This window comes from Paenibacillus sp. S-38, assembly GCF_049942825.1.
Classification (GTDB): Bacteria; Bacillota; Bacilli; order Paenibacillales; family NBRC-103111; genus Paenibacillus_G.
Genome location: NZ_CP187971.1, coordinates 62,957 through 83,935, shown reverse-complemented (window position 1 = coordinate 83,935; position 20,979 = coordinate 62,957). Strand labels below are relative to the sequence as shown.

At 54.9% G+C, this 20,979-nt stretch carries 9 protein-coding genes; all 9 read left to right on the top strand.

The window, feature by feature from the left end; genetic code table 11:
- The first annotated feature begins 44 nt into the window (after positions 1-44).
- The gene (locus ACP26L_RS36360; protein WP_426455287.1) at positions 45-8,156 is read left to right on the top strand and encodes a phage tail tape measure protein; all 8,112 of its coding nucleotides are present in this window, start codon (positions 45-47) and stop codon (positions 8,154-8,156) included.
- 11 nt (positions 8,157-8,167) lie between these two features.
- The gene (locus tag ACP26L_RS36355) at positions 8,168-8,809 is read left to right on the top strand and encodes an S-layer homology domain-containing protein (RefSeq protein WP_426455285.1); all 642 of its coding nucleotides are present in this window, start codon (positions 8,168-8,170) and stop codon (positions 8,807-8,809) included.
- A 54-nt stretch (positions 8,810-8,863) separates the two neighbouring features.
- Positions 8,864-10,267 carry a hypothetical protein gene (locus ACP26L_RS36350; protein ID WP_426455283.1) on the top strand — a complete coding sequence of 468 codons (1,404 nt, stop codon included), beginning with the start codon at positions 8,864-8,866 and terminating at the stop codon, positions 10,265-10,267.
- 12 nt (positions 10,268-10,279) lie between these two features.
- Positions 10,280-13,396 carry a M23 family metallopeptidase gene (locus tag ACP26L_RS36345; protein WP_426455281.1) on the top strand — a complete coding sequence of 1,039 codons (3,117 nt, stop codon included), beginning with the start codon at positions 10,280-10,282 and terminating at the stop codon, positions 13,394-13,396.
- On the top strand, positions 13,396-13,818 hold the full coding sequence (locus ACP26L_RS36340; RefSeq protein ID WP_426455279.1) for a hypothetical protein: 423 nt from the start codon (positions 13,396-13,398) through the stop codon (positions 13,816-13,818). Before ACP26L_RS36345 ends, ACP26L_RS36340 begins: the two co-directional genes overlap by 1 nt.
- A gap of 11 nt (positions 13,819-13,829) precedes the next feature.
- On the top strand, positions 13,830-14,243 hold the full coding sequence (locus ACP26L_RS36335) for a hypothetical protein (protein WP_426455277.1): 414 nt from the start codon (positions 13,830-13,832) through the stop codon (positions 14,241-14,243).
- A 12-nt stretch (positions 14,244-14,255) separates the two neighbouring features.
- Positions 14,256-16,061: a hypothetical protein gene (locus tag ACP26L_RS36330; RefSeq protein WP_426455275.1), complete on the top strand. Its 1,806-nt coding sequence runs from the start codon at positions 14,256-14,258 to the stop codon at positions 16,059-16,061.
- A gap of 61 nt (positions 16,062-16,122) precedes the next feature.
- Complete coding sequence (locus ACP26L_RS36325) at positions 16,123-17,211, top strand: hypothetical protein (RefSeq protein ID WP_426455274.1); 1,089 nt, start codon at positions 16,123-16,125, stop codon at positions 17,209-17,211.
- A gap of 85 nt (positions 17,212-17,296) precedes the next feature.
- Positions 17,297-20,926 carry a family 16 glycoside hydrolase gene (locus ACP26L_RS36320; protein WP_426455272.1) on the top strand — a complete coding sequence of 1,210 codons (3,630 nt, stop codon included), beginning with the start codon at positions 17,297-17,299 and terminating at the stop codon, positions 20,924-20,926.
- The last annotated feature ends 53 nt before the right edge of the window (positions 20,927-20,979 follow it).

Genomic DNA, 20,979 nt, shown 5'->3' with positions numbered 1-20,979 from the left:
CCTACGTAGGACGGGTTTTTAATATGATCGGGGGGTTAACCTACATGGCTAAATCACAAAACAATGCTGCTGATGATCATTCGCTGCGTGCGGAGATAGAGCTGGAGTTTGCCAGAGCTGATAAAACGGCAGGCGATTTTGCAACCCAGATTAACGAGATCGCTAATGCATTCGAGTCTCTTCAGTCGCAAGCTTCAAAGGTAGATAACAGCATCGGCCGGAAGCTGCAGAGCGTTCTCGATAACTTGAAGACGGCGCAAAGCCTCAATATAGACTCAACGGATATCCGTGAAAAGATGGAGCAGGCCCTACTTGCTGCTTACCTGAAATCGAATATTAACCTCACCACGCCTACTGGTGATCTGACGATGCACCTGACTCCAGAGCAGTGGGGGATCATTCATACCCGGCTGCAGAAGGAAATCAGCAAAACGATGGGTAAGGTTGAGCTGGACCTGACGAACATGAAGCCTATCGAGCTGCGGGAGACCGCCCTCGGTACCCTGAAGGACCGCCTGCGTAAGGAGCTTCATAAGGGCATTGACCAGTTTGCTGATTTCAAGTGGGACATAGAGGGCGAGAAAAACGCTGCGTTCAAGGTGGAACTGAAGCCTGAGCACATCGGTCACTTCATGGCTGCCGTACGCGACAAGCTCGTGAAGACACTCGCCGATCCGGAGATGTATGTATTGGATGAAGGAATTCCGACAGAGCGCATTCAGGTTGGCGGCCCAGAGCTGGCTAATATGGTCAAGAATGTACGTGCCTCCCTGGAAAGATCCCTGAAGTCCCTGCAGCTTAACGTGAAGCCGCTGGAGGATATCGTGCCGAAGTTCTCGGCGATCAATGCGGAGGCACTGCAGGAGCGGCTGGATGGTTTCGTTGGTCAGCTCAACAAGGTCATCGACACGATGCGAGGGGTGACGATTGATATCAGCGCGGTGAAGCTGGAGCAGATCCTCGGGGATATCAAAGGCTTCAAGACAAACCTGAATAGCGAGATCAATAGCCTGGTGAACTACGCGCAGGCCATAAGCATGTCCCTGAATAGAGGGAAAGGCGACAAGGCGACGGTCGTCTCTCCGGACTACGCAGCCCTGAAGGAGTCCCTGGTCGCGGAGATGCAGACAGCGGCTACGCAAATGTCGGAGCGGGTGGTATTCACCAAATCGAAGCGGTCTTCAGACAGCATCGAGGTGACTCTTCCGGATTCGGTAATCCAGAATGCTGAGCAGGCTGTGAAGAATATACTGATCGATCACGCTACGAAAATGATCACCGCGCTCTCCGGCCGGACCAATGGACTGGATGCGGTAGAGATGGATGCCTTGGACAAGAAACTGTACACCCAGTCGAAGCGGCTGCTCGACGTGATTGTCGATCAGGCAAACACCATGCTGAAATCCTTCACGGATGGACTTAACGGGCAGTCCTTCAAGTCCTTTGGCTCAGCGGAGCGCAAGAAGATCCATGAGAACCTGCAGAACAGTATGCAGGGAATGATCGCGGAGTTCTCCGCCGCCATGGGCGGGATCGAGAAGGGGGTAGGCGGCGGGAATTCCTTCCGGATGGCAGTCGCTGACCTCGACAAAGAGATCCGCGCTATTATTGCCTCGAACATGGACATGAAGGTCAGTGAGCTGAGGCAGATCAATACAGGCACCCCGGATAAAGGGAAGCTGACCGGCGCACAGGGGGCCGAGGCACTCATGCAGGCGAACCTGCAGGCGATCTTCAAGAAATTCCACAGCAAGATCCAGGACACGGCCGCGCAGATCGTCGGCGAATATGCTACGGCTATCGACATGGCCGAGGTGAAGACGGACCTTTCGCCAACATTCTACCTGGCATCCAAGATGGAAACGATCCAGAAGGATATGGCGGCCAAGCTGAAGCAGGTCATGGATGCGCAGTTCGGTGAGCTTGCCAAGGCGATCAAGGAACTGCAGGCCCACCCGGTCAGCTTCGGGTTTGAGACTCCGGAAGTAGATATGAAGGTGAAGCGCACGACAAGGGCGGAGCGCATGGCCCAGTCGGTGGGCGGCGTGCAGAATACGGCCAGCAGCCTTCCGAGCAATAACACGACGGTTATGCCACGGGGGTATGAAGACCCATTCGAGCTGCTGACGGCGTGGGAGAAGCAGGCACGGATCAATGCACTGAATACAAAGAACCGGTTCCATACAGGGGATCTGACCGATGGCGGGCGCGAGTCACTGCACAGCTTCCTCGATAATGAATACCTCGGACGGGTGACGAAGTTGGTAACGGACTATCACTCTTCGAGCAAAACGGACGCGGATTGGGCAGCGGCACGGGATGCTTACCGTGATGCCAATCTGGCACTGAAGTATACCGTAGAGCAGTTCCGCAAGCTGCAGTTCGGTGATTCGACGGCCAATGCCGTAGCCGACATGCGTACCAAGCTTGCAGGGTTTGCCCAGGACTCCAGACTGAATGTGGAAGGAGCGAAGACGCGCTTCCTCGACAAACTGACTCCCGACCAGTTTGCTGACCTCGAAGGATACCTGAACAGCTTCCAGGACAAGGTGGATCGTCTCTCCCGCACCGGCCTTATTGACGAGAAGAGCATTACCGACGCAAAGCTCAAAATGCGGGAATTAGGTCGTGAGCTGGCCACCATCACCCGCGGGTTCGACCGCATTCGTAAGCTGTCTTCCCAAGAAGGGGCAGTCGATAAGCTCTCCGAGAAAATGAACCGGCTCTTGGTCGGCAGCCATCTGCCAGTGAGTAAGCTGGCAAAGCTTGGGGACATGGTTGAAGCAGCCTACAGCGATCCGACAAAGCTTGGGGACGCAAAGGACTATTACGCCGAACTTGTACGGGAGAACCGTGCACTGCAGGCTGAGCTGCGCAGGGCGCAGTCCAGGGAAGAAGCGGACCGCCGCAGAACGGAATCGGAAGCCTACGGATTCAACGGCAACCGGGAAGCCCTGCAGCAGCGTCTTCGGATCTTCGAGAACAGCCAGCTCCTGAGCAGCTACAAGGCAATGGGCCGGTATGACGGTAAACTCTCTAACGATCAGATGGCCCAAATGACAGGGCAGTACAGCCGGGCCCTAGAGGAGGTCCGTGCACTGCAGGACGCTCCGATGAATTCACCCCAGCAAATCACTGCTGTGCGCGAGAATATGGCCCGACTCGCTGCGGATATCCGAACGATTGGCCTGGAGTGGGATGCCATGCTCAGAGGCACTAAGGCCTCCCGAGAAGTGGACCAGCTTGGAGAGAAGCTCGGGAAAATCCGCAGCATCGGCCGGCTTAGCGCCGAAGAGATTGGAGTCGTTCAGGCTGCTATTGACGCCGCGGCGGAAGATGCCTCGAAGCTCGTCGCTGCAAAGGATGCCTTGAATCGTGCCCTCGCACAGCAGGCGGACCTTATCCGCAGGGACAAAGAGGCAAACCAGCTTGTCGCTATGCAGAAGAGCCGTGAAGGCTACGCTGCAGGTCAGGACGTTATCATGGAGAAGCTTCGTGACCGGTTCTTACGGAAGCTGAGCACTACGGATTACAACCGGCTCGATGAGGAGCTGAATGCCCACCAGGCAAAGGTTGCGGGCGTGGTTAATGCATCGGCGAATACTCCGGAAGAGGCGAAGGCTCTGCAGCAGACCATCCGCGGACTCAACGTCGAGCTGGCCGAAATCAGCCGCCGCTTCAACCGGATTACCAATGATGACACATTCGAGGGCAAGCTGGCGAAGTTGCGAGGGGAGCTCGAAGCGCTGCGACTGGCAGCCAATGTAGACCCCTCCAGGCTCGAAGAGCTCGGACGGATGATCGATCAGGCGGTAACGAACAACGATATCACCCAGGCCAACGCACTGCGGCGCGAGCTTGAAGCCCTGAATAAGGAAGCAATCAAGCTGGCGGCAGCCGAGCGTAAGCGTGGTGACCTCCTCACCAATTCCACTCTCCTCAAAGGCGAAGGCACGATTTCGACCGACCAACTCGCTGCCGTTCTCGGGACCGTCGAAGCCCTCAAAGGATATGAAGTTCGCCAGATCCGTGTGAACAACGCCACCAACTCCTGGACCGCTACCATGCGGGATGCGGACGGTAACATGAAGTCGCTGACCGGTACGATCAACAAGGCGACGGGTGACCTGTTCAAACACAGTGAAGCCCTCTCCCGTGTAGCCACCAATGCCGCCCAGGCCGCCGCAGACACAAGCGGCGCGTATGTATCCCCTGCACTGGCCGCAGCGCAAGCTCGCAAGAACTCCAGATTCGACCTCACTGAAGCCACTGGAGAGCGGATGTACTTCCCTGCTCAGGTTAGCGATATGAAGAAGGCAGCCGAGCTGCTCCGTGATGAGAGCCGCGGATTCATGACTTCGGTAATGAACACGATGCGTTATATTGTCGCCGGATCGATTGTGGGCGGGCCTACCATGCTGATGGCCCAGGCTTATGAGTCCAACAAAGAGTTCGAGTTCCAAATGACCAAGGCACGGTCGAACTTCCTGGTGAAGGATGAGTTCATGACCGGCGTAGGTAAGGACCGCGTTAAGAAGGCTTATGAGAACCAGATTCGGGATGAGAACGGGAATCTGATGGTTACGCCGGAAGCATACGCCGACGAGTCCGAGCGTACGAAGCTGGAGGCCTCTGAGGCCAAGCGGATGCAGAGCTTCGTAAAGTACGACCAAAAGCGGATGGTCCAGAACATGGCCCTCGCTTACGGACTCAGCCAGGAGGATGCCGGTATTGCTTACCAATACGCTTCGATGCGTCTCTCCGACCCGACCGAAGCCCTGCGTGAAGCCCAGACCTACGCGAAGTTGAAGGTGATCGAGGACAATCCTATTGAGACGTCGGCGACCGGCCTCGCCGCTGCCGCATCCCAGTGGGGTTTGGAATCCGCAGGTACCGAGCAGCTCGCCGACATGATGATCATGGGGGCGAACTTGAAGTTCACCACCCTGAAGGATCTGCTCGAAATCCAAAAACGCGCCGGTGCAACGTTCGCCATGAACCAACCGGGCATCGATAAGGCGGAAGCTTTGGCCAACTCGGTTGCCCTCTCCGCACTCTTCACCGAATCGACCGGTAAATCCGGAGCCCAGGGCGGTACGTTCTTCAAGAACGGATTCGCTGCCCCGTTCGATAAGAAGACGGCTGATATGCTGGAAGAAATGTCGCAGACGAAGGGCCTGGAGGGGGTCAACCCTTACATCAAGCACAACGTCAACGGCGTGGAAGTCAAAGAGATGCGTAACGGCACCGAGATGCTCCTGGAGATCGCCAAAGCGTTTAAGACTCTGCCGGACGATGTGCGCAACGCTGCAATCCAGCAGTACGCCAAGTCCTGGTATAAGAACGACATGATGGCGCTGCAAGGTCAGAAGGATCTTCAGAATGACCTGATCCGTATCAACGAGTCCGGCGTGCTCGACGGCAAAGGACCTAAAGGCCTGGTTGACGAGCTGCTGGATACAAAGAACGTGAAATCCAAGGTGAACATTCTGCTCGCCAATAACATGGACACATGGAAGTTCCGTGAGCAGAACCTGAAAACCATGTGGGAAGTTTCGACTTCCGATGTGTTCGATAACCTGAAGGATGAGTTCTCCTCGGTAGCGGATGCCATTACCTCGTTCCTGAATGTGGTGAAGGACAACGCGGGCGGAATTGCCGCAGCTATCGCCACCCTCGCTAAAGTGGGGCTTGCCATGGGGGTCAACTTCTCTGCAGGTAAGGCGAAGGACTTCGTCAAAAACCGAGTGGAAGAGCAGCGGCAGAAGGAGATGGCAGAGAAGTTCGACCGATTCCGCTACCACCTTAATGAAGAGGGACGCGGCGTCAACCTGCGTCGGAATATGGTTGCCGACAACATGGCAGCCGTGCAAAACCGCCTCAATGTGGTGAACAGCAAGCGCAGCGGGCTCGACGTGGATGGGCGTAAGGCGAACCTCGAAGTACTTAAAGCGGAAGCAGCAGAAGCACACCGGGTGCGGGATCTGATTGAGTCGAAGGAAGGTGGCTACGGATCGGATGAGCATATCAAGGCTGTCCGGTCTGTCAACGCAGCCGATACCAGGGTCAAACGATCCGAGAGGAACCTCTCCCGGGCAGAATCCACTGACCCGAAGCTGGACGCGGAAGCGAAGGAGCTGGAGAAGACACTGGGCTTGCTCCAGCGCCAGATGAAGGACTTAGACAAGCAGGCAGCATCGGTGAACAGCCGTATGGAGCTGATGGAAGTGGCCATGACTGATGTGGATCTGGACGCCAACCGGCTCAAAAATTCCATGACGAAAATCGCGGGTGGATTCAGCAATGGATCGCTGAATGCGAAAAAGTTCGAGGATGAGCTGCGGAAGATGGGTACCGCCGCGGGCATGACTGAGAACGGCGTCAGCAAGCTGATTACCGACATGGACCGGCTCAATAAGGAGTTTGAGGATACCCGGGATATCGACACCTACATCCGTAAGCTCAAAGAACTGGAGCGGGCGAACCGGCTTCAAAACTCCCCGCTGAACACGAACCGGGTTACGGTTCCGGGCGGCGTGAATGGAGCTACGGCAAACAGCGGACTGTTCGGTCTCGATCTGGCAGACGCCATTATGGGGTATAGCCTCATGAAGGCGGGTGGAGCCGCTGCTGCCGGTGGTGCTGCTGCCGCTGGTGGGATCAGCGTCTTCGGTAAACTGAAGAACCTCTTCAGCGCCCAGTCGCTAAAGAAAGGACTTGATTCCGCCAGGTTGTTCACGGGTGGGGCAGTAGGGACGGCTGCGAAGAGGGTTCCTTTGATCGCCGCTACCATGGCTGGAATCGACATTGTTAGTGATGTGGTGGTTCCAAAGGGGATGCTGCAGTCGGAGCAAAATAATGCTCACGCTGAGAATCTGGTCCGGTTCCAAAACGAGGTCCAGAGCTCCGCGAACTCCAATAGCTGGCTGACCAAGGCCTTCTACGAACTGGGCTTCATGAAAGATTACTTCATTGGCGGGACGGTCAATAAGCTGTTTGGCGGAACCGGTCTATCCTATGACGAGATCGACAGAGGCCTGGATCAGCTTCGCACCGGCAAAAAGGGTGAGGAGCTCGCCGTTTCCCTGGAAGATTCACTGAAGGGTAACGAGAAAAAGGTCACTACCACAAATGACGTAACCAAAGAGCGGATGGCTATGGACAAAACGCTCGACCTTGCGGGTACCGGGGTTAAGGGCCAGACCACTAAGACCGATTGGAATCAGGTAACCACCTATGAGGAAGGTCAGCAGATGGTATCCCACCTGAACAACCTCTACGGCATGAAGGCTACCAACAATGCCGCCGCGTTTGAGCTCGAAAAGACCCGGATGATCTTAAACGGGGATCGCGAGGACTCTGAACCTATGCGGAAGCTCATGACAGAGTTCTTCACCAAGAATATCAAGGCCTTGGATGAGATGCTCAACGGTGGGGTAGATGACAACGGCAAGATGGTGGAAGGCCTCAACGCCAAGTACGATAAGCTGCCAGCCGGGGAAGCCAAGAACTTCATCAAATCGGAGATCAGCAAAGTACAGCAGCAAAAGGCACAGATCGAGCAGCAGCAATACGAGGCGGAGAAGAGTGCAGAGTTCAGCGATATCATGGGTCGGATGGAGCGGGAAATTTCACTAAGCGAGACGGACTACAAGATCCGCATGAACAATGCAGTCATCGGCGGGGCGAAGGAAGACTCCACCATCGTCAAGCAAATCCAGGCTGCTATGGCTCAGGATACAAACGCTCGGATCGGCATTACCCTTGGCGAGCTGCAGTCCCTGCTCGAAAAGAACAAGAATAACGAGACGCAGCGCAACAACATCCTGCAGCAGATCAAAGCGCTCGAACTGCAGCAAACGGACAACCTGGTGCAGATCAAGGAAACCCTGCAGAAAGAGAAAGCCACCTTCAACCTTCCGGAAGGCGTACAGGCCATGAGCTACTACGAGATGAAGATGAAAGAAGGAACGGCGAAGCAAGTATCTCTTGGCCAGGGTGATGTAGTTGTCCAGATGAACGTGACCGCAAACAGCGACCAGGATTGGCAGAAGATCGGGAACGACATTGCCAGCGTTGTGAAACGCGAGCGGGTGAACGTCTCCCGGGAGCTCGCCAACCAAGTGAAGACGGGGATGCAGAATAATCACCGATAGGGGGAACCACCATGCCAGCACAGTACCCATTCGGAGGAGCGAACGACCGCTATAAAAAGCGGTTGTTCGTGGAATCCGGGTTCGAGTACAAAGAGGTGAACTGCCGGATCATCGAGCCATACAGCCCGCCGACGCCGCAGCCTAGCCTGAAGGAAATCCGAATCATCAATGCACCGAGTCATATTCAGCAGATGGGGATCGCCAGCTACAAGGCGACCCTGACCCTGCTGTTCAAGGATAAAGCTTCGTACAACGAATACCTGGCGTTCTGCGGCTGGACCCACAAGTTCTACGACGAGAAGGGAGCCCTGTTCCTCGGATCGATGGAGAGCATGAAGCCCGCAACCGTCTGGACGTACAACAACGTGGATGCCGAGCAGGACCGGGGCCGCGGCTATAAAGTAGAGGTCGAGCTGCTGCTGATCAAGAAAGATGGGTATGACCGCAAGCACCGGTTCGAGTATCAGGATATCGAGGAACACTGGGCCAAAACTGACATTGAGCAGATGGCGGACATGGGGCTGGTGACGGTGGTATCCGTGGACGGCACGCCGGTCCTCTACTTTCGGCCTGAGGCATACATCACCCGAGCCGAGTTTATTGCATTTGTGAACCGAACACGCCGCTTTTTGGAGCGGATGCTGAGGGAGTAGCCGAAAGGGGCTATTCCCTTTTCGGTTCTATACTAATGAGTGAGGTGACGCTACATGATTAGATGGGCAGACGTTACAGAAAACGACTGGTTCTTTAGTGAAGTAATGGAAGCAGCAAACTATCTTCTCGAAGATGGGGAGCCCATGGTAACCGGCATTCCGTACGCCGTATTCGAGCAGGATGCGCCGTACCTCTATGAGGAAAAAGAAGGCATCGAGGGTCAGAAGATATTCACCCTCTCGAAGAAAATCGCACCTACCGAGGGAAACCCCCTTTTTGTATACCTGGACGGAGCTCAGACAGTCCATAAATCAATCAGCACGAATGCAGCAGGCACCACGGACGTGGAGCTGTACGTCGCGCCGCGGGCGGGAGCGACCGTCTCCTTCATCTTTCAGGGGAAAGCCAAGGTAGACCGGTTCGGGCGGCCAGAATCCCCGACGGATTACAGCGGATTCGGATACCCGGCTCACCCGCTCGATAGCGGTAGCAGCTATGTATTCGATCCCTTCAACCGGAACTATCAAGAATACTGCTATGCCTTTGGCCGGCCACTGCAGCGGATCAATGTCGATGAGGCAGAATGGAACGTCAGCGTGCACCAAGCCATTGCTGAAAAATACATCGGCTATCATACGGACGTGTATGTCGTCTCACCGGCTCCGAACGCAACGATCTATCTGCCGTACAACCTGAGCGGGGTGACCTGCAGGTTCAATTATGTAGTGTTCCAGAACGGATACTACCAGCTCAAAGGTGGAAATTTCAAAGCGACCAGTCAAAAAGTGTGGCGGACAGATAGGTTCTTCCCGGAAGGGTACATCAACCGGGCAGAGGCATTCTCCCTGATCGACCGGATGCGCAAAACGATTTATGGCCGGTTCAGTGATATCGATGCCCCAGGTGCGGAAATCGATCAGTACATTGTGGCAGAGGAAGGTCAGCGGCGCTTTCGGCTGAACGGCACTTACCCGGCCGGGCAAGGACAACTCGTCGTGCGGCGCAACGGAGTATTCCTGCAGCACAACGTGGATTACAAAGAAACGGACAATCATACCGTAACCTTCTATCAGCCGCAGGAGAAAGGCGTAAGCATTCACTTCGGGTACGAGAAAAAGCAGTCCACCCGCTTCGTCGATGTGGGAGCCCCATCGGCTATGTATATCCCGACCACGGACGAGACGATCCAGGTCGAAGGAGAGGGTGCGTGGTGGGCGGATGCTGTCCTGGCTCTGGAAGGCGAAACTTTTGAGAACGGGGAGTACCTCATCAACGGGTACGACATTGGCCGGTTCAAGGACGGGGCTGTCATCGTGGATAGCATGTATACCCCGCTGGACGGCGGAACGAACCTGGATAAGATCCCGCACTTCATGGCCAAGACTCTCCTCACGCGGGCACAGGCGGTCGCGTTCCTGAACCGGTTCCGTAAGTGGGTTATCGAGAGATTCAAGTAAGGGGGAACCATCGTGCAAGTCATTAATCAAGAGCTGCAGAAAGTGCTCTCCCAGCGGTTGAAACTGGGCGAGTACGCCCGGCCGATGTGCCGGGTGGAAGTTGATCGCCTGGCGTTCATCCCTGGGCGGACAGAAAGTATCGAGTTTGTGACCTACGAGGCCAAGAAAGAGGTCAACCTGGTCCAGACCTTTATCACGGAGGGGTCGGGCGGCCAGACGAAAACAAACTCCCTATCCATTGTCTTCCCTGTGAAGAACAAAAGCACAGATCACCTGACAGACCGGTACGGCGGGGATCGAAGCCACAAAGGCATTGATATCGGCACCGGCGTTGGTGAGGATATCCTCGCGGTATGGTCCGGGACCGTATCGGCTGCCAAAATGACCAACAAGTACAGCAGCTACGGCTACTATGTCGATATCCAGCACGGGGATGGGGTCGTCACTCGTTATGCGCACCTTAGTCAGATTCTCGTCAAGGTGGGCACCGTGGTGCAGCAGGGCGATCTCATCGGGCTGAGCGGCAATACCGGTGACGTGCGCTCAGGGGGAAAGGCTGTATCAGGGACCTTCGATGATCCAAACTCCGACCGCTCCAAGGGCAAGGGAGCTCACCTGCACTTTGAGATCCGGAAAGATGATGTTCCCCGGGACCCGCTGCCGTACCTGCTCGGCAATGCACGCCTGTTTACATCCTCCTCCAACGTGGGCGGCGGGATATCGCTGGGGGCGGAAGTGGTCGGCCACAAAGGGGATCTGATCTTCAACGAGATGTTCACGGGAAAGGAGTGGGCGGCCAACCCCGGTATCAAGAATGTCAGTGAGGAGACGAAGCTGTATTCATCCATTGAGTTCCGTGAGAAGCCGGAAGCAGGCAGCTACCTGGTCCACCGTTTTACGAAGCAAGGCTTCTCCCAGGCTCCGAAGACCTGCTACTTTGAGGTGGACATCACATGCTCCCGCGATTTTGTGGTCGATATCGGATACTACACGAGTTTCACCAACCAGGGAGCGCTCAAAGTTTACTTTAATGGCCAACAGCAGGTGAACATAATTACCTTCGAGGGCAGGGAGGAGTTGGAGGTCGCCAAGGAGATCCCGGTTCCTGCCGGTCAATATACGATGCGGGTCGAGGTTTTCTGGAACGGGCAGGCGAGCGGTGTGTTCGCACTCAACCATATCAAGATCAATGAAATTGACGGGACCCCTGACAACGGCAATGCGGCGGCTGCCGATCCGACCAAGCAGAAGGGCTACATGCAAGAGAAGGAAATCGAAAGCCTCGTATTCAACGAAGTGAAGAACCAGCATCAAATCCAGGTCGGTCAGTTCGTATATATGGATACGCTCACCATTGATAGCGTGATCTCCGTAGATATCGATGACCAGTACGAGATGGAGTCGCGTGAGGCACAGGTCGTGCTCTCGAATCCGGATGGATACTACTCCCCTGATTACAACCCCTTCTACTTCCCCGAATCTTACCAGCAGTCCCCTTGGAGCTATTACATCAACGGCTTTCATGTGGGTGTGCTTTCCGAAAACACCCCGATCCGCATTTTCATGGGTTATGGAATGAACCTCCTGCGAGTCTTCACCGGTTTAATCGATAAGGTGGATGGGGTAAGCGAGGAATCCAAGCTGACCATCAACTGCCGGGATATGTACAAGAAAGTTCTAAACCACGTGCTTCGGGAGGACAAGGCGTATCCCAAAGTGTCGGTGGTGCCGGGTACGACCAAGACCGGCGCACTCGGGGTGGTCGTAACCGACGCAGGCACCGGGGGCAACCAGTACGCTTACAACGGCACGCGCTTTGAGGAGATCGTCGCCAAGGCCAAGCGCTACGCCAAGCACGAGTACTGGGGCGGCAAGCCCATTGATTACCTTCTGCTTCTGGCCATTGCGCAGAGTGAGACGGAGATCGGAACCACCGGGCACGGGACGGAAGCCGCGGGCGGATGGATTCTCGGATATGACGTCCACGTCGGCGGATTCAATCCTGCCTATAAGGGGATAGATCGGCAGCTCTACTATGGAGCCAAGAGGATCTTCGACGCGCTTCCGAGCCGCGGCTATACGATCAACTCGCTTGCTGACGCGCAGTACCTGCGCCAGGGCGGTGACTATGGAGCCTATAGGTGGGCTGAGGATGATAACTGGCCGAATAACGTCTGGAAGTGTTACGAGCAGTTCAGGGCAGACCCTTCTCGGTTTGAGAGTATCCCCATGTACACCGGGCAAGCGTTCCGGTCGGCGGGATCAACCGGCGGGGGAGAGACGGTGCCGGTAGCTGGGGAACCCAAGGTGGCCTGGCTGAAGTCGGCCGTCGTGACCGACCTGATCGTGACCGCGGGTATGACCGGTTGGAGGCAGGCACCTGTGGACCTTCATTATCCAGATTACGTCATTGAGGAATCCTACTTTATCAGTGCGAGCCAGTCTAAGGGAACGGTCATCAAGGCCGTGCCGAACAAGGAAGGCGAGTTTATTGAAGAGGATATTGCGGCAGTCATGAGTCTTAACGGATGGCTGAATCCTTACGTCGAAGAATACGGTAAGTCGTTTGCAGCGTTCGAGCACAAGGCGGGGGATGCCATCTCCGAGATCATCAAGGATACGCACTACCGCTCGTACTGTGACCGATACGGTACCTACCGTTTGGAGGAGCTGAACCTGGAGAAGCCAGTCGTTGGCCAATTCACGGAACATGATAACCTGGTCTCCATCAACAAATCGACCGACTGGAGCCGAGGCCGCAGCCATGTCGCCATCTTTGATAACGACGGAAAGTACGAGAACTTCGTGGATACGGAGATCCTCATGGAGCTCAAAGGCGAGGTGCGTACGGCAGTTCTTAATGTGCCTTACGCCAAGACACCGGAGCAAAAGCGAAAGATTGCGGAGCGGTTCTTCTTCGATATCAAGAGGCTCTGCCGCACGTTGCAGGTTTCTATCCCTGGGAACCCGACGCTCGATTTACTCGACCGGATCTACGTGTCCGACCGGAATACGACGACGCGCTCCGTCTATACGATCAAAGGGATCAAGTCTTCATTCTCCACGGAGAATGGCTTCATGCAGGTAATCGACCTCATGTGGTCCAACGGCAAAGGAGCGATCATGTAATGGCAGGTTTAGCAAATGATTATCTGATTTACCCGATTATGGACCTCATCAAGTCCGAGATCAAGAAGAACAGCAGCACGAGTGGCAGTGTGGCGGCTGACCCGTTCGCGGGCACCCCCTCTGTCCGGCTGTTCCGGGATCATTATCTTGATCCCGAACGAGTGACAGGGGCCCTAATGCTGTATGAGTCTGGGTATACTGCGGAGTTATATATGAACCTCGGCAGCTCGGATATGCTGGGTGTCCCGATAGAGGTCGATCCGGAACATCCGGATTGGGAGTATTACACGATATGGAGACTGGCTGCAGTATCCGTAACGACAAAGCGTCCGGACGGCGAGGCGCTAGGAACCGTCATGATCCGCCTAAACTATGATAATGAGTCGGGGGCCTTAATTGGGACAACCGTAACTCGTATATAGGAGTGAGAGAAATGTCATTTCAACTCGTTTATGCGGCAGGCGGAACTATCGATAAGATCCGCGAACTGCCGTATCCGCACTTCTCCAAGTTCACCAGGCCCTTTATACGGGGCCGGATGATCGACGTGACGGACACCCCCACCAAGTTCACCGATACGTACTCCCTTCCGTATGCAACCGAGTTTCTCTCTGTGGCGTTTGCGGCCAGCGAATACTGCGTGGGCGATTGGTGGGAGCTTACCGTGAATGGGGACAAGGTGTGTGAGACGATCTATACAAAGGAGCTGCCGGAGAGCGTATCGATGGGCAATAGCTTCGGGATCGTATACCCGCTTCCAGCCAATGCCGATATCAAATTCGAGTATATGAATGTGAGCGGGACGGCCAAGCAGGTCTGGTACAACGTGAAGTTCTTACGTAAATAAGGAGGGATACCCTTGCTGAGCAACAATGTAGCCTGGATCGAGGGCGAGAGTAAGTCAGAAGATATTGTTTCCGAGTTGGCGGCAAAGATTGAGGCAGCTACGTGGGGCGAGCCGGGCGGTGCCCCAGTCACCAACCGGTGGACGAAAGTGTACGAAGCCAGCGCGGATATGTGGGTGACATATCAAGAGCTGTTTGCGCCTAACAAGGCCGGGATGTACAAGCATACGGATGGTAAGCTGTACCCGGTCACTGTCATGGCAGACTGGACGAAGCATCCCAAGATCGACTCTGCCGGGTTCGTACCCGAAATATCAACCAGTGGTGGCACTACAGGAAGAAAGCTGCAGGTCGATAAGATCACCTATACTGCGGGAGGAGTAAGCGTAAGCCGCCAGGTAGCGGGTCTTCTCCTGGTGCGTGTGCCAGACCCGGCCGATATCACCGGCACTAAATTTTTTGCTCTGATTGTAGAGCAGCGGCGGCAGGAGCTCGACGGGTCCTTCCAGGATGATAAGGGGTGGAATGAGTTTCAATTTGTGGCGGAAATGCCTGCAGCAGCCGGAGATTATGTGTATGCTCTAGGTACTCCTTTTTTCACGGCACTAGCATTTGGTTCGTACGGTAATCCGTCCAATCCAATCAGCCCGACCCCCTATACCTTCTCAGAGCGGTATTACTCGGCTGACCCGGTCCGCTATTACGACCGGACAGTAGTCTTAAATGCCACACCGGATGTACCGAACGGGATGCAGGTGACCGACTACTACGTCATGTTCAAGGTTCCGACAGGACAATACAATTACTTCGATGTATACCACGGTACCGGTTTTATCGGAACCAACTCCTCCGGGCTTTCTAGTACGACCTACGATAAAGCATGTGACTCTGCGACCGTGAAGTACGGAATGACTCCAACAATCATCAGCCAGAAGGAGGCGGAGGCAGCCTACAAACGTTGGAATAACCCTGCAGCAGGCAGCTTCGTCGCCCCAAGTGAAACATGGGACGTGGATGCGAACGGCACGAAAGTCATCAGTCCGCCAGCACACTTCTTCTATGCTTCTGATTCAGTGGTTGCCTGGGTAACCGACAAGAAGCGCAGGGCAGATTATTTTGTGAGCTACTGGATATCGGTTAATAATAACCGCGTCTCCATTATGCTTGAAGGCGACCCAGCTCCGGACATGGATGCCTATTATCGCAGCTTTGCCTATATCGGGAAGATGGTTCCATTTGCCGATTACGACCATCCGGGCAACTTCGGCATTACGACCGGCATGGGGCACCTTGAACTCAACAAGACCGGTATAGAACTGAAGGATATTGCCCCAAGCACGAACCCGATCTACGCCGGTTACGGTCGGTACACATCGAACGGCGTGACCTCCGTCTCCATGCTTCGGACCCGCTCCAGCGTTCTCTTCCAATCCTACTACCCCGCATTCATTACCCAGCTCCCCAATTACACCGGCGTTGGTACGATTCCTAATGTTCTGTCTACTCTAGTACTTGAACGTTCCGGATTTCAGGCTTCTGCTTGGACCGACAAGTACCATGCGAGCCCAATCTATCTTGTACACCAGTATGAGGGATACCGCGGCTATATGGACGGTGTGGTGGCAATCAGTGCTCACAACCTGATCAATCTCGACGAGCTTCTCGTCGAAACGGACATTCTAAAGGACCCTGCCGATCCGTCAAAAGGGACTTGGACCGAAGTCTACAAATTCTTCAGCATCAAAACCCCTGTGAGTTTCCTCAAATCGTCAGCCAATCCAGACGAGTGCTCCGTAGCCATCCTGAAGGAGATCAAGTAAGGGGAGGGCAGCCTCTCCGATTTCCCCGTACCAACCCCACATCTAAGGAGGATCATCCCCCATGGCAAATTTTCAGTATGTAGAGAAGATCACGACTTCCCAGGAGCTTCTCGACACCATCAAAAACGAGATCACAGCTACTACCAACTATCCGCATAATGCTGCAGCCGGTGAGACGCCTGAGGCCAACACCTGGACTGTTGTGAAGGAAGTCTTGGATACAGCTTCGGGTAAGATCAAGGAGCTCACGCTCGGCGGCGTAACGAAGATCGGCTCTACAGGAGCCACCAAGAGCTTTCACGTGAAATTCACACACAACGGCTTCACAACGCCAGCAGAACACAGCTCCCTAAAGGTGGAAGTCAAAGAAGGCTATAACTCCACAAACAGCACCTATGCGAGCGAAGGCCACCCGGTAATTTTTGAATGGGCCGACGAAGCATTCCTCGTGGGCGGAAAGCCGACAGACCGTACGATTACCAAGCCGGTCTACCTGTACATGAATATCATGAACAACCGCCTGGCTATGGTGGTCGTGGGCGATCCCGCGGTGCACTTTGACGACTACCGCAAATCGTTCCTGTATGTAGGAGCCCTGAAGCCATTCTCCTACAACGAGGATGACGTGGAAGGCAACATCATGATTACTGCAGGCAGCGTAACCGCCGAGCCAACGGCTCCGGTCACAGGCTTCGACTTTGGACAGTATACCTCCTTCGGTAATAACACATTGCAGATGGCAAAGACCAAGTCGGGCATTAAGTACCAGCGCCACTACCCTTCCTTCATCACACAGGCTCCAGCACCAGGGAATGCTTTTGTTGATACGAAGCTGGGTGACACAGGTCTGAAGCTCGAACCGCAAGGCTTTAACGCCAGCTCCTGGACGCGCAAATATCACCTGTCCCCGATCTACGTCGTTCACCCGTACGACGGGTACCGCGGTCAGCTTGATTTCTGCATTGCCGTATCCAAGAACAACATCCTCCACCTGGACGAACTGATCGTGGATATTCCTGCAGGTACGGCGGGCAAGACATGGAAGCAGGAGGTTTACCGGTACTTCGACCACAATACCGAACAAAACTTCATGAACCGTTCCGCCAACATCAAGATGGGGATCGCGGTACTGAAAGAGGTTCGTTACTAAATCATTGCCTGTTCGAGTCGTATAAGACAAAGAGGGGGAACTTCCGAATCCGCGAAGTTCCCCTTTTCTTCGGTGGAGGTGCAAGATGGCAAGCAGTCAGTATAATTTCAAACTCATCGATTTTCATGTTTCCCGAACCGGATACTTCCTGAAGGTTGCTATGCTGGCTCCGTCATCGAGCAGCTACCGCCTCGTATATATCCCTTACTCCAAATACCCGAGCCTACTCATGCTGGAATATTTAGTCGCCTCCCAAAAGGAGATGCCCGCCGAGCTAAGCGAGGCGCTGGCCGAGTCGGTTAGGCAGGATCTGGCTGCGGATGTAGGTATCGTCATCTTAGCAAATCCGGACCAGCGCGGAGGCATCCACATTGAATCCCAGTCCGCGGCCACTCCAGAGCAGCGCGAAGGCCAAACGGCGTTTGATCTGCAGGGAGGCAGCCGTCCGTCAGAACGAGCCGGTGAGGCTCTTGATGAAGGGGTGGAGGCAGCCCGGACACGGGCGGGTGGGTTTATTGAAGATCAGATGACCGAGGGCGAACGACCTATAGAGCAAGACACCCGCATCTTCCGCGAGGTGCACCTTTCTAAGAATGTGACCCGGGACCTGGCGAAGCTGAAGTTCAGTGACCTGGCTTACCGGATCAAGGATCAAGAACTCTACATTGACCGAGCGCAACCGGCGCGGCGGATCAGCAGCAACGAAATGACCGTCGCACGAGAGAGCTTTCAAGCCAAGCGGCCTACTGAAAAGGGCCTGACTGTGATGAGAGAAGAAGCTGCAGCTCGACGAGAGGACGCCAGCTTTCAGGCAGCCATTCTCCGGGAGCAATCCCGGGGAGAACGCTCTATCCACCTGAACCCTCTGCATATTGAGAGGGAGTGGGTTGGGGGGTATATCCCGGAACGTGTTCTGCGTATGCAGATACTCCGTGGCGTGCTACAGGGGGAAAAAGGCAATAACACTGCTCTGCATATCGAGCGGACTCTGCTATGGGCTGAACGGGCCTGGGGCCGGAGATCGTGGATTCATCAAGTTCTGCAGTCGCAAAAGCGGCTTGACCGGCCGATGCACATTCATCAAGAGATGATTCGGGCAAAAATTGCAGCAAAGCAGTACCCGGCGCTGCTCTTCAAAATCACGGAAGCAGAGAAGCGTGTGGATCGCAGTATGCACCTTCACCTGGATCAGCTACGTTCCACTAAGTATAAGGATCGGTATATTCACCGGCACGATATGCTGTACGGTCAAAGAGAATACCAATCGTCGAGGCTCTACATTCTACGTCAGATGGCGCAGGGACCCAAGCTTGTAACACCTCCTGGGGCGCGGCCGGTGATCCTGCACCGAGAGCATATGCTGGGCAGACGCAGCGCGGAATGGGATCTGTTTATCGATAAAAACTACGGGCTCGCCGACCGTGATAAAGAGTCCGGGGCCTGGATCATGCGGGAGCATACCGAGGGCAGTCGCCCCAACGGTAAAGAGCTCGACGTTCTAAAGGCCGCTCCCGAAGGAACCAGAGATCATAGCGGCAGCCTGCATATCCCGAAAGAAATGAACCAGGCATCTACCGCTCAAAGAGGACTGTATCTGCCGCGGAATCATTACCAAGGGCAGAAAGCTGATAAGGAAATGTACCTGGACTATGTCCGGGAGGCGCAGCGAAAGCATGAACGACCGACCCACCTGGATACCGTAGTGTCCTCGCGCATGAAGGAAAAGGAGTCGGTTCTCGATGAGATTCCTTTTGCGGGGGAAGGCGCTGCATATAGCTCCGAACTGCACGACGCTCTTGTCTCGCACCTGAATAATATCCGGGAGGGGAGGCCGTTCGAGGAATTGGTGGGTGGTATCCGCCAATCAGCAGGGGAAGGAACCTTCATTGAGGATATGATTCTTAGCAACGCGCTGAGGGAGTACCCGGCAACCTTCCTGGATGTGATCTTCGGGCATAAGGAGTTTCCTGCAGAGCTTATGGATGAGGTCCTGGTCGGCGTTCGGGATAACTTATCGCCAAGCGTCCTCGAAAACCTTGCCTTTATTGTCGGTCAGGAGGAGGCCCACCCGGGTCACATTGAGGAATTCCTAGCCGGTGCAAAGATTCGTCTGCAGGGTCTTATCTCCAGTGGCATCTTGGGTTATCAGAAGGCGAGTCCATCGATCCTGACCTTCGGCATAGAGGGCAGCGACGTCATGCGGCCGGCCGATCTGCCGCAGGGAATTTTAGCGGAGCAGCCAGGAAAATCCGCGGTGGTCGGTGAGGAGGCATTGGCCCAAGAGGTATTCCGGCCAACCGAGTTTCACGTCGAAAATCCGCTGGGTTACTTCGAGCCGGACGCTTCGTTTCTCCCTGAAGAAACACTTTCAGATCGACTGCAGGACGGCGGGGTTTTGGATTCGCTGCAGCAACCCCTCGGCAGCCGGTCAGAAGAACACGCTGCAGCAATGGGTGACAGCCTGGAAGGGTTCGTAAGAGAACGGATCGCCGAGCTGTCCTCAGAGTATATCTTCGGGCAGACTGAGGCCCGGGCCTCCTCTATCGCCGATATCTACTTCCTTGGCCAGGCAGGCATCCGCGACGGGATGATCCCCGAAGAGGACTTTGATCAATTCGCCAAACTGGCAGTGGAGCAGGCCATCATCGGAGAAGCCATGTTCGCAACAAACCCGGAGAAGGCAGGTGAACTCTTTGAAAGCATCATGGCTTTCAAGGGCATTGATCGAAGCGCCTATATCGAGGGAGACCATACAGAGGCCGACCGGCCGTCCTCGCACGAGGGTACCTGGGTGGAAGAGTATGACTGGGCAACCAGAGATATAGACGCGCCCGCATTCCTAGATGGTGGGCACGAGTTTGCCAGTCCTGTAATGAATCCGGCAGAAATATACTCCGAGGTCATAGCCCAGAAGAGAGATGACGCAGCACAGATCCTCGAAAATCTACTTGGTGACCGTGAGCTGGCGGAGGCAGTGGTCACAGATTACCTGCTTTCAGCAAGCAATCGCAGGGACCACAGCGGCCACTTGATGACCGAACCACCCTTAACCGGGGCGGAGCAGCTCCGGCAGGCATTCCTCGATAAGATCGATGAGATGGGGCAGGGCCTCATTTACGACTATACCAACGATTCGGAAGTGCTTGATGCAGGTATGGACCCTGAATATTGGGAAGGCGGCTTCGGAGTGCCCGAGGAGTACGATCCGGACGACCCATTCAACGACTACTTCCCCTGGACAGACGAGCGCACCTCCCTGGAGATGGGGCAGGATGACTGGATTCGTTTCGACAGTGAGGAGGTCAGTCTATGGCATCGAGACCGGGACCTGGGCGAGTTTTACTGTGATGCTGAGAACCAAGGGGTGACCGGCTACTACCGAAACGATTTCTCGCATGAGGATTACCTTTTTGAGGTTAGCTTCAAGGTTTATGACAGTACGGATGACGACGGGGCAGGGATCATATTCCGCTACACCGACCCGGCGAATTATTACATGTTCATGGTGCATGGCGGGGACATGGAAGGGAACCTGAGGCAGAGCAAACCAATGCAGCTATACAGGGTTGTTGGTGGAGACACGCAGCAGATGGGTGCCCCAATGAATCCATTCACCTGGGAGCTGGGAAAGTGGTATCAGCTTAGGGTGTCAGTGGTTGGTAATCGGATTAGGCTTTCCGTTAATGGACGGCTGCAGTATGACTTTACGGACTAGAGGTGGATTATGAAATCAACTTTCGGCATATTCACAAAATCGCAAGGGAACGT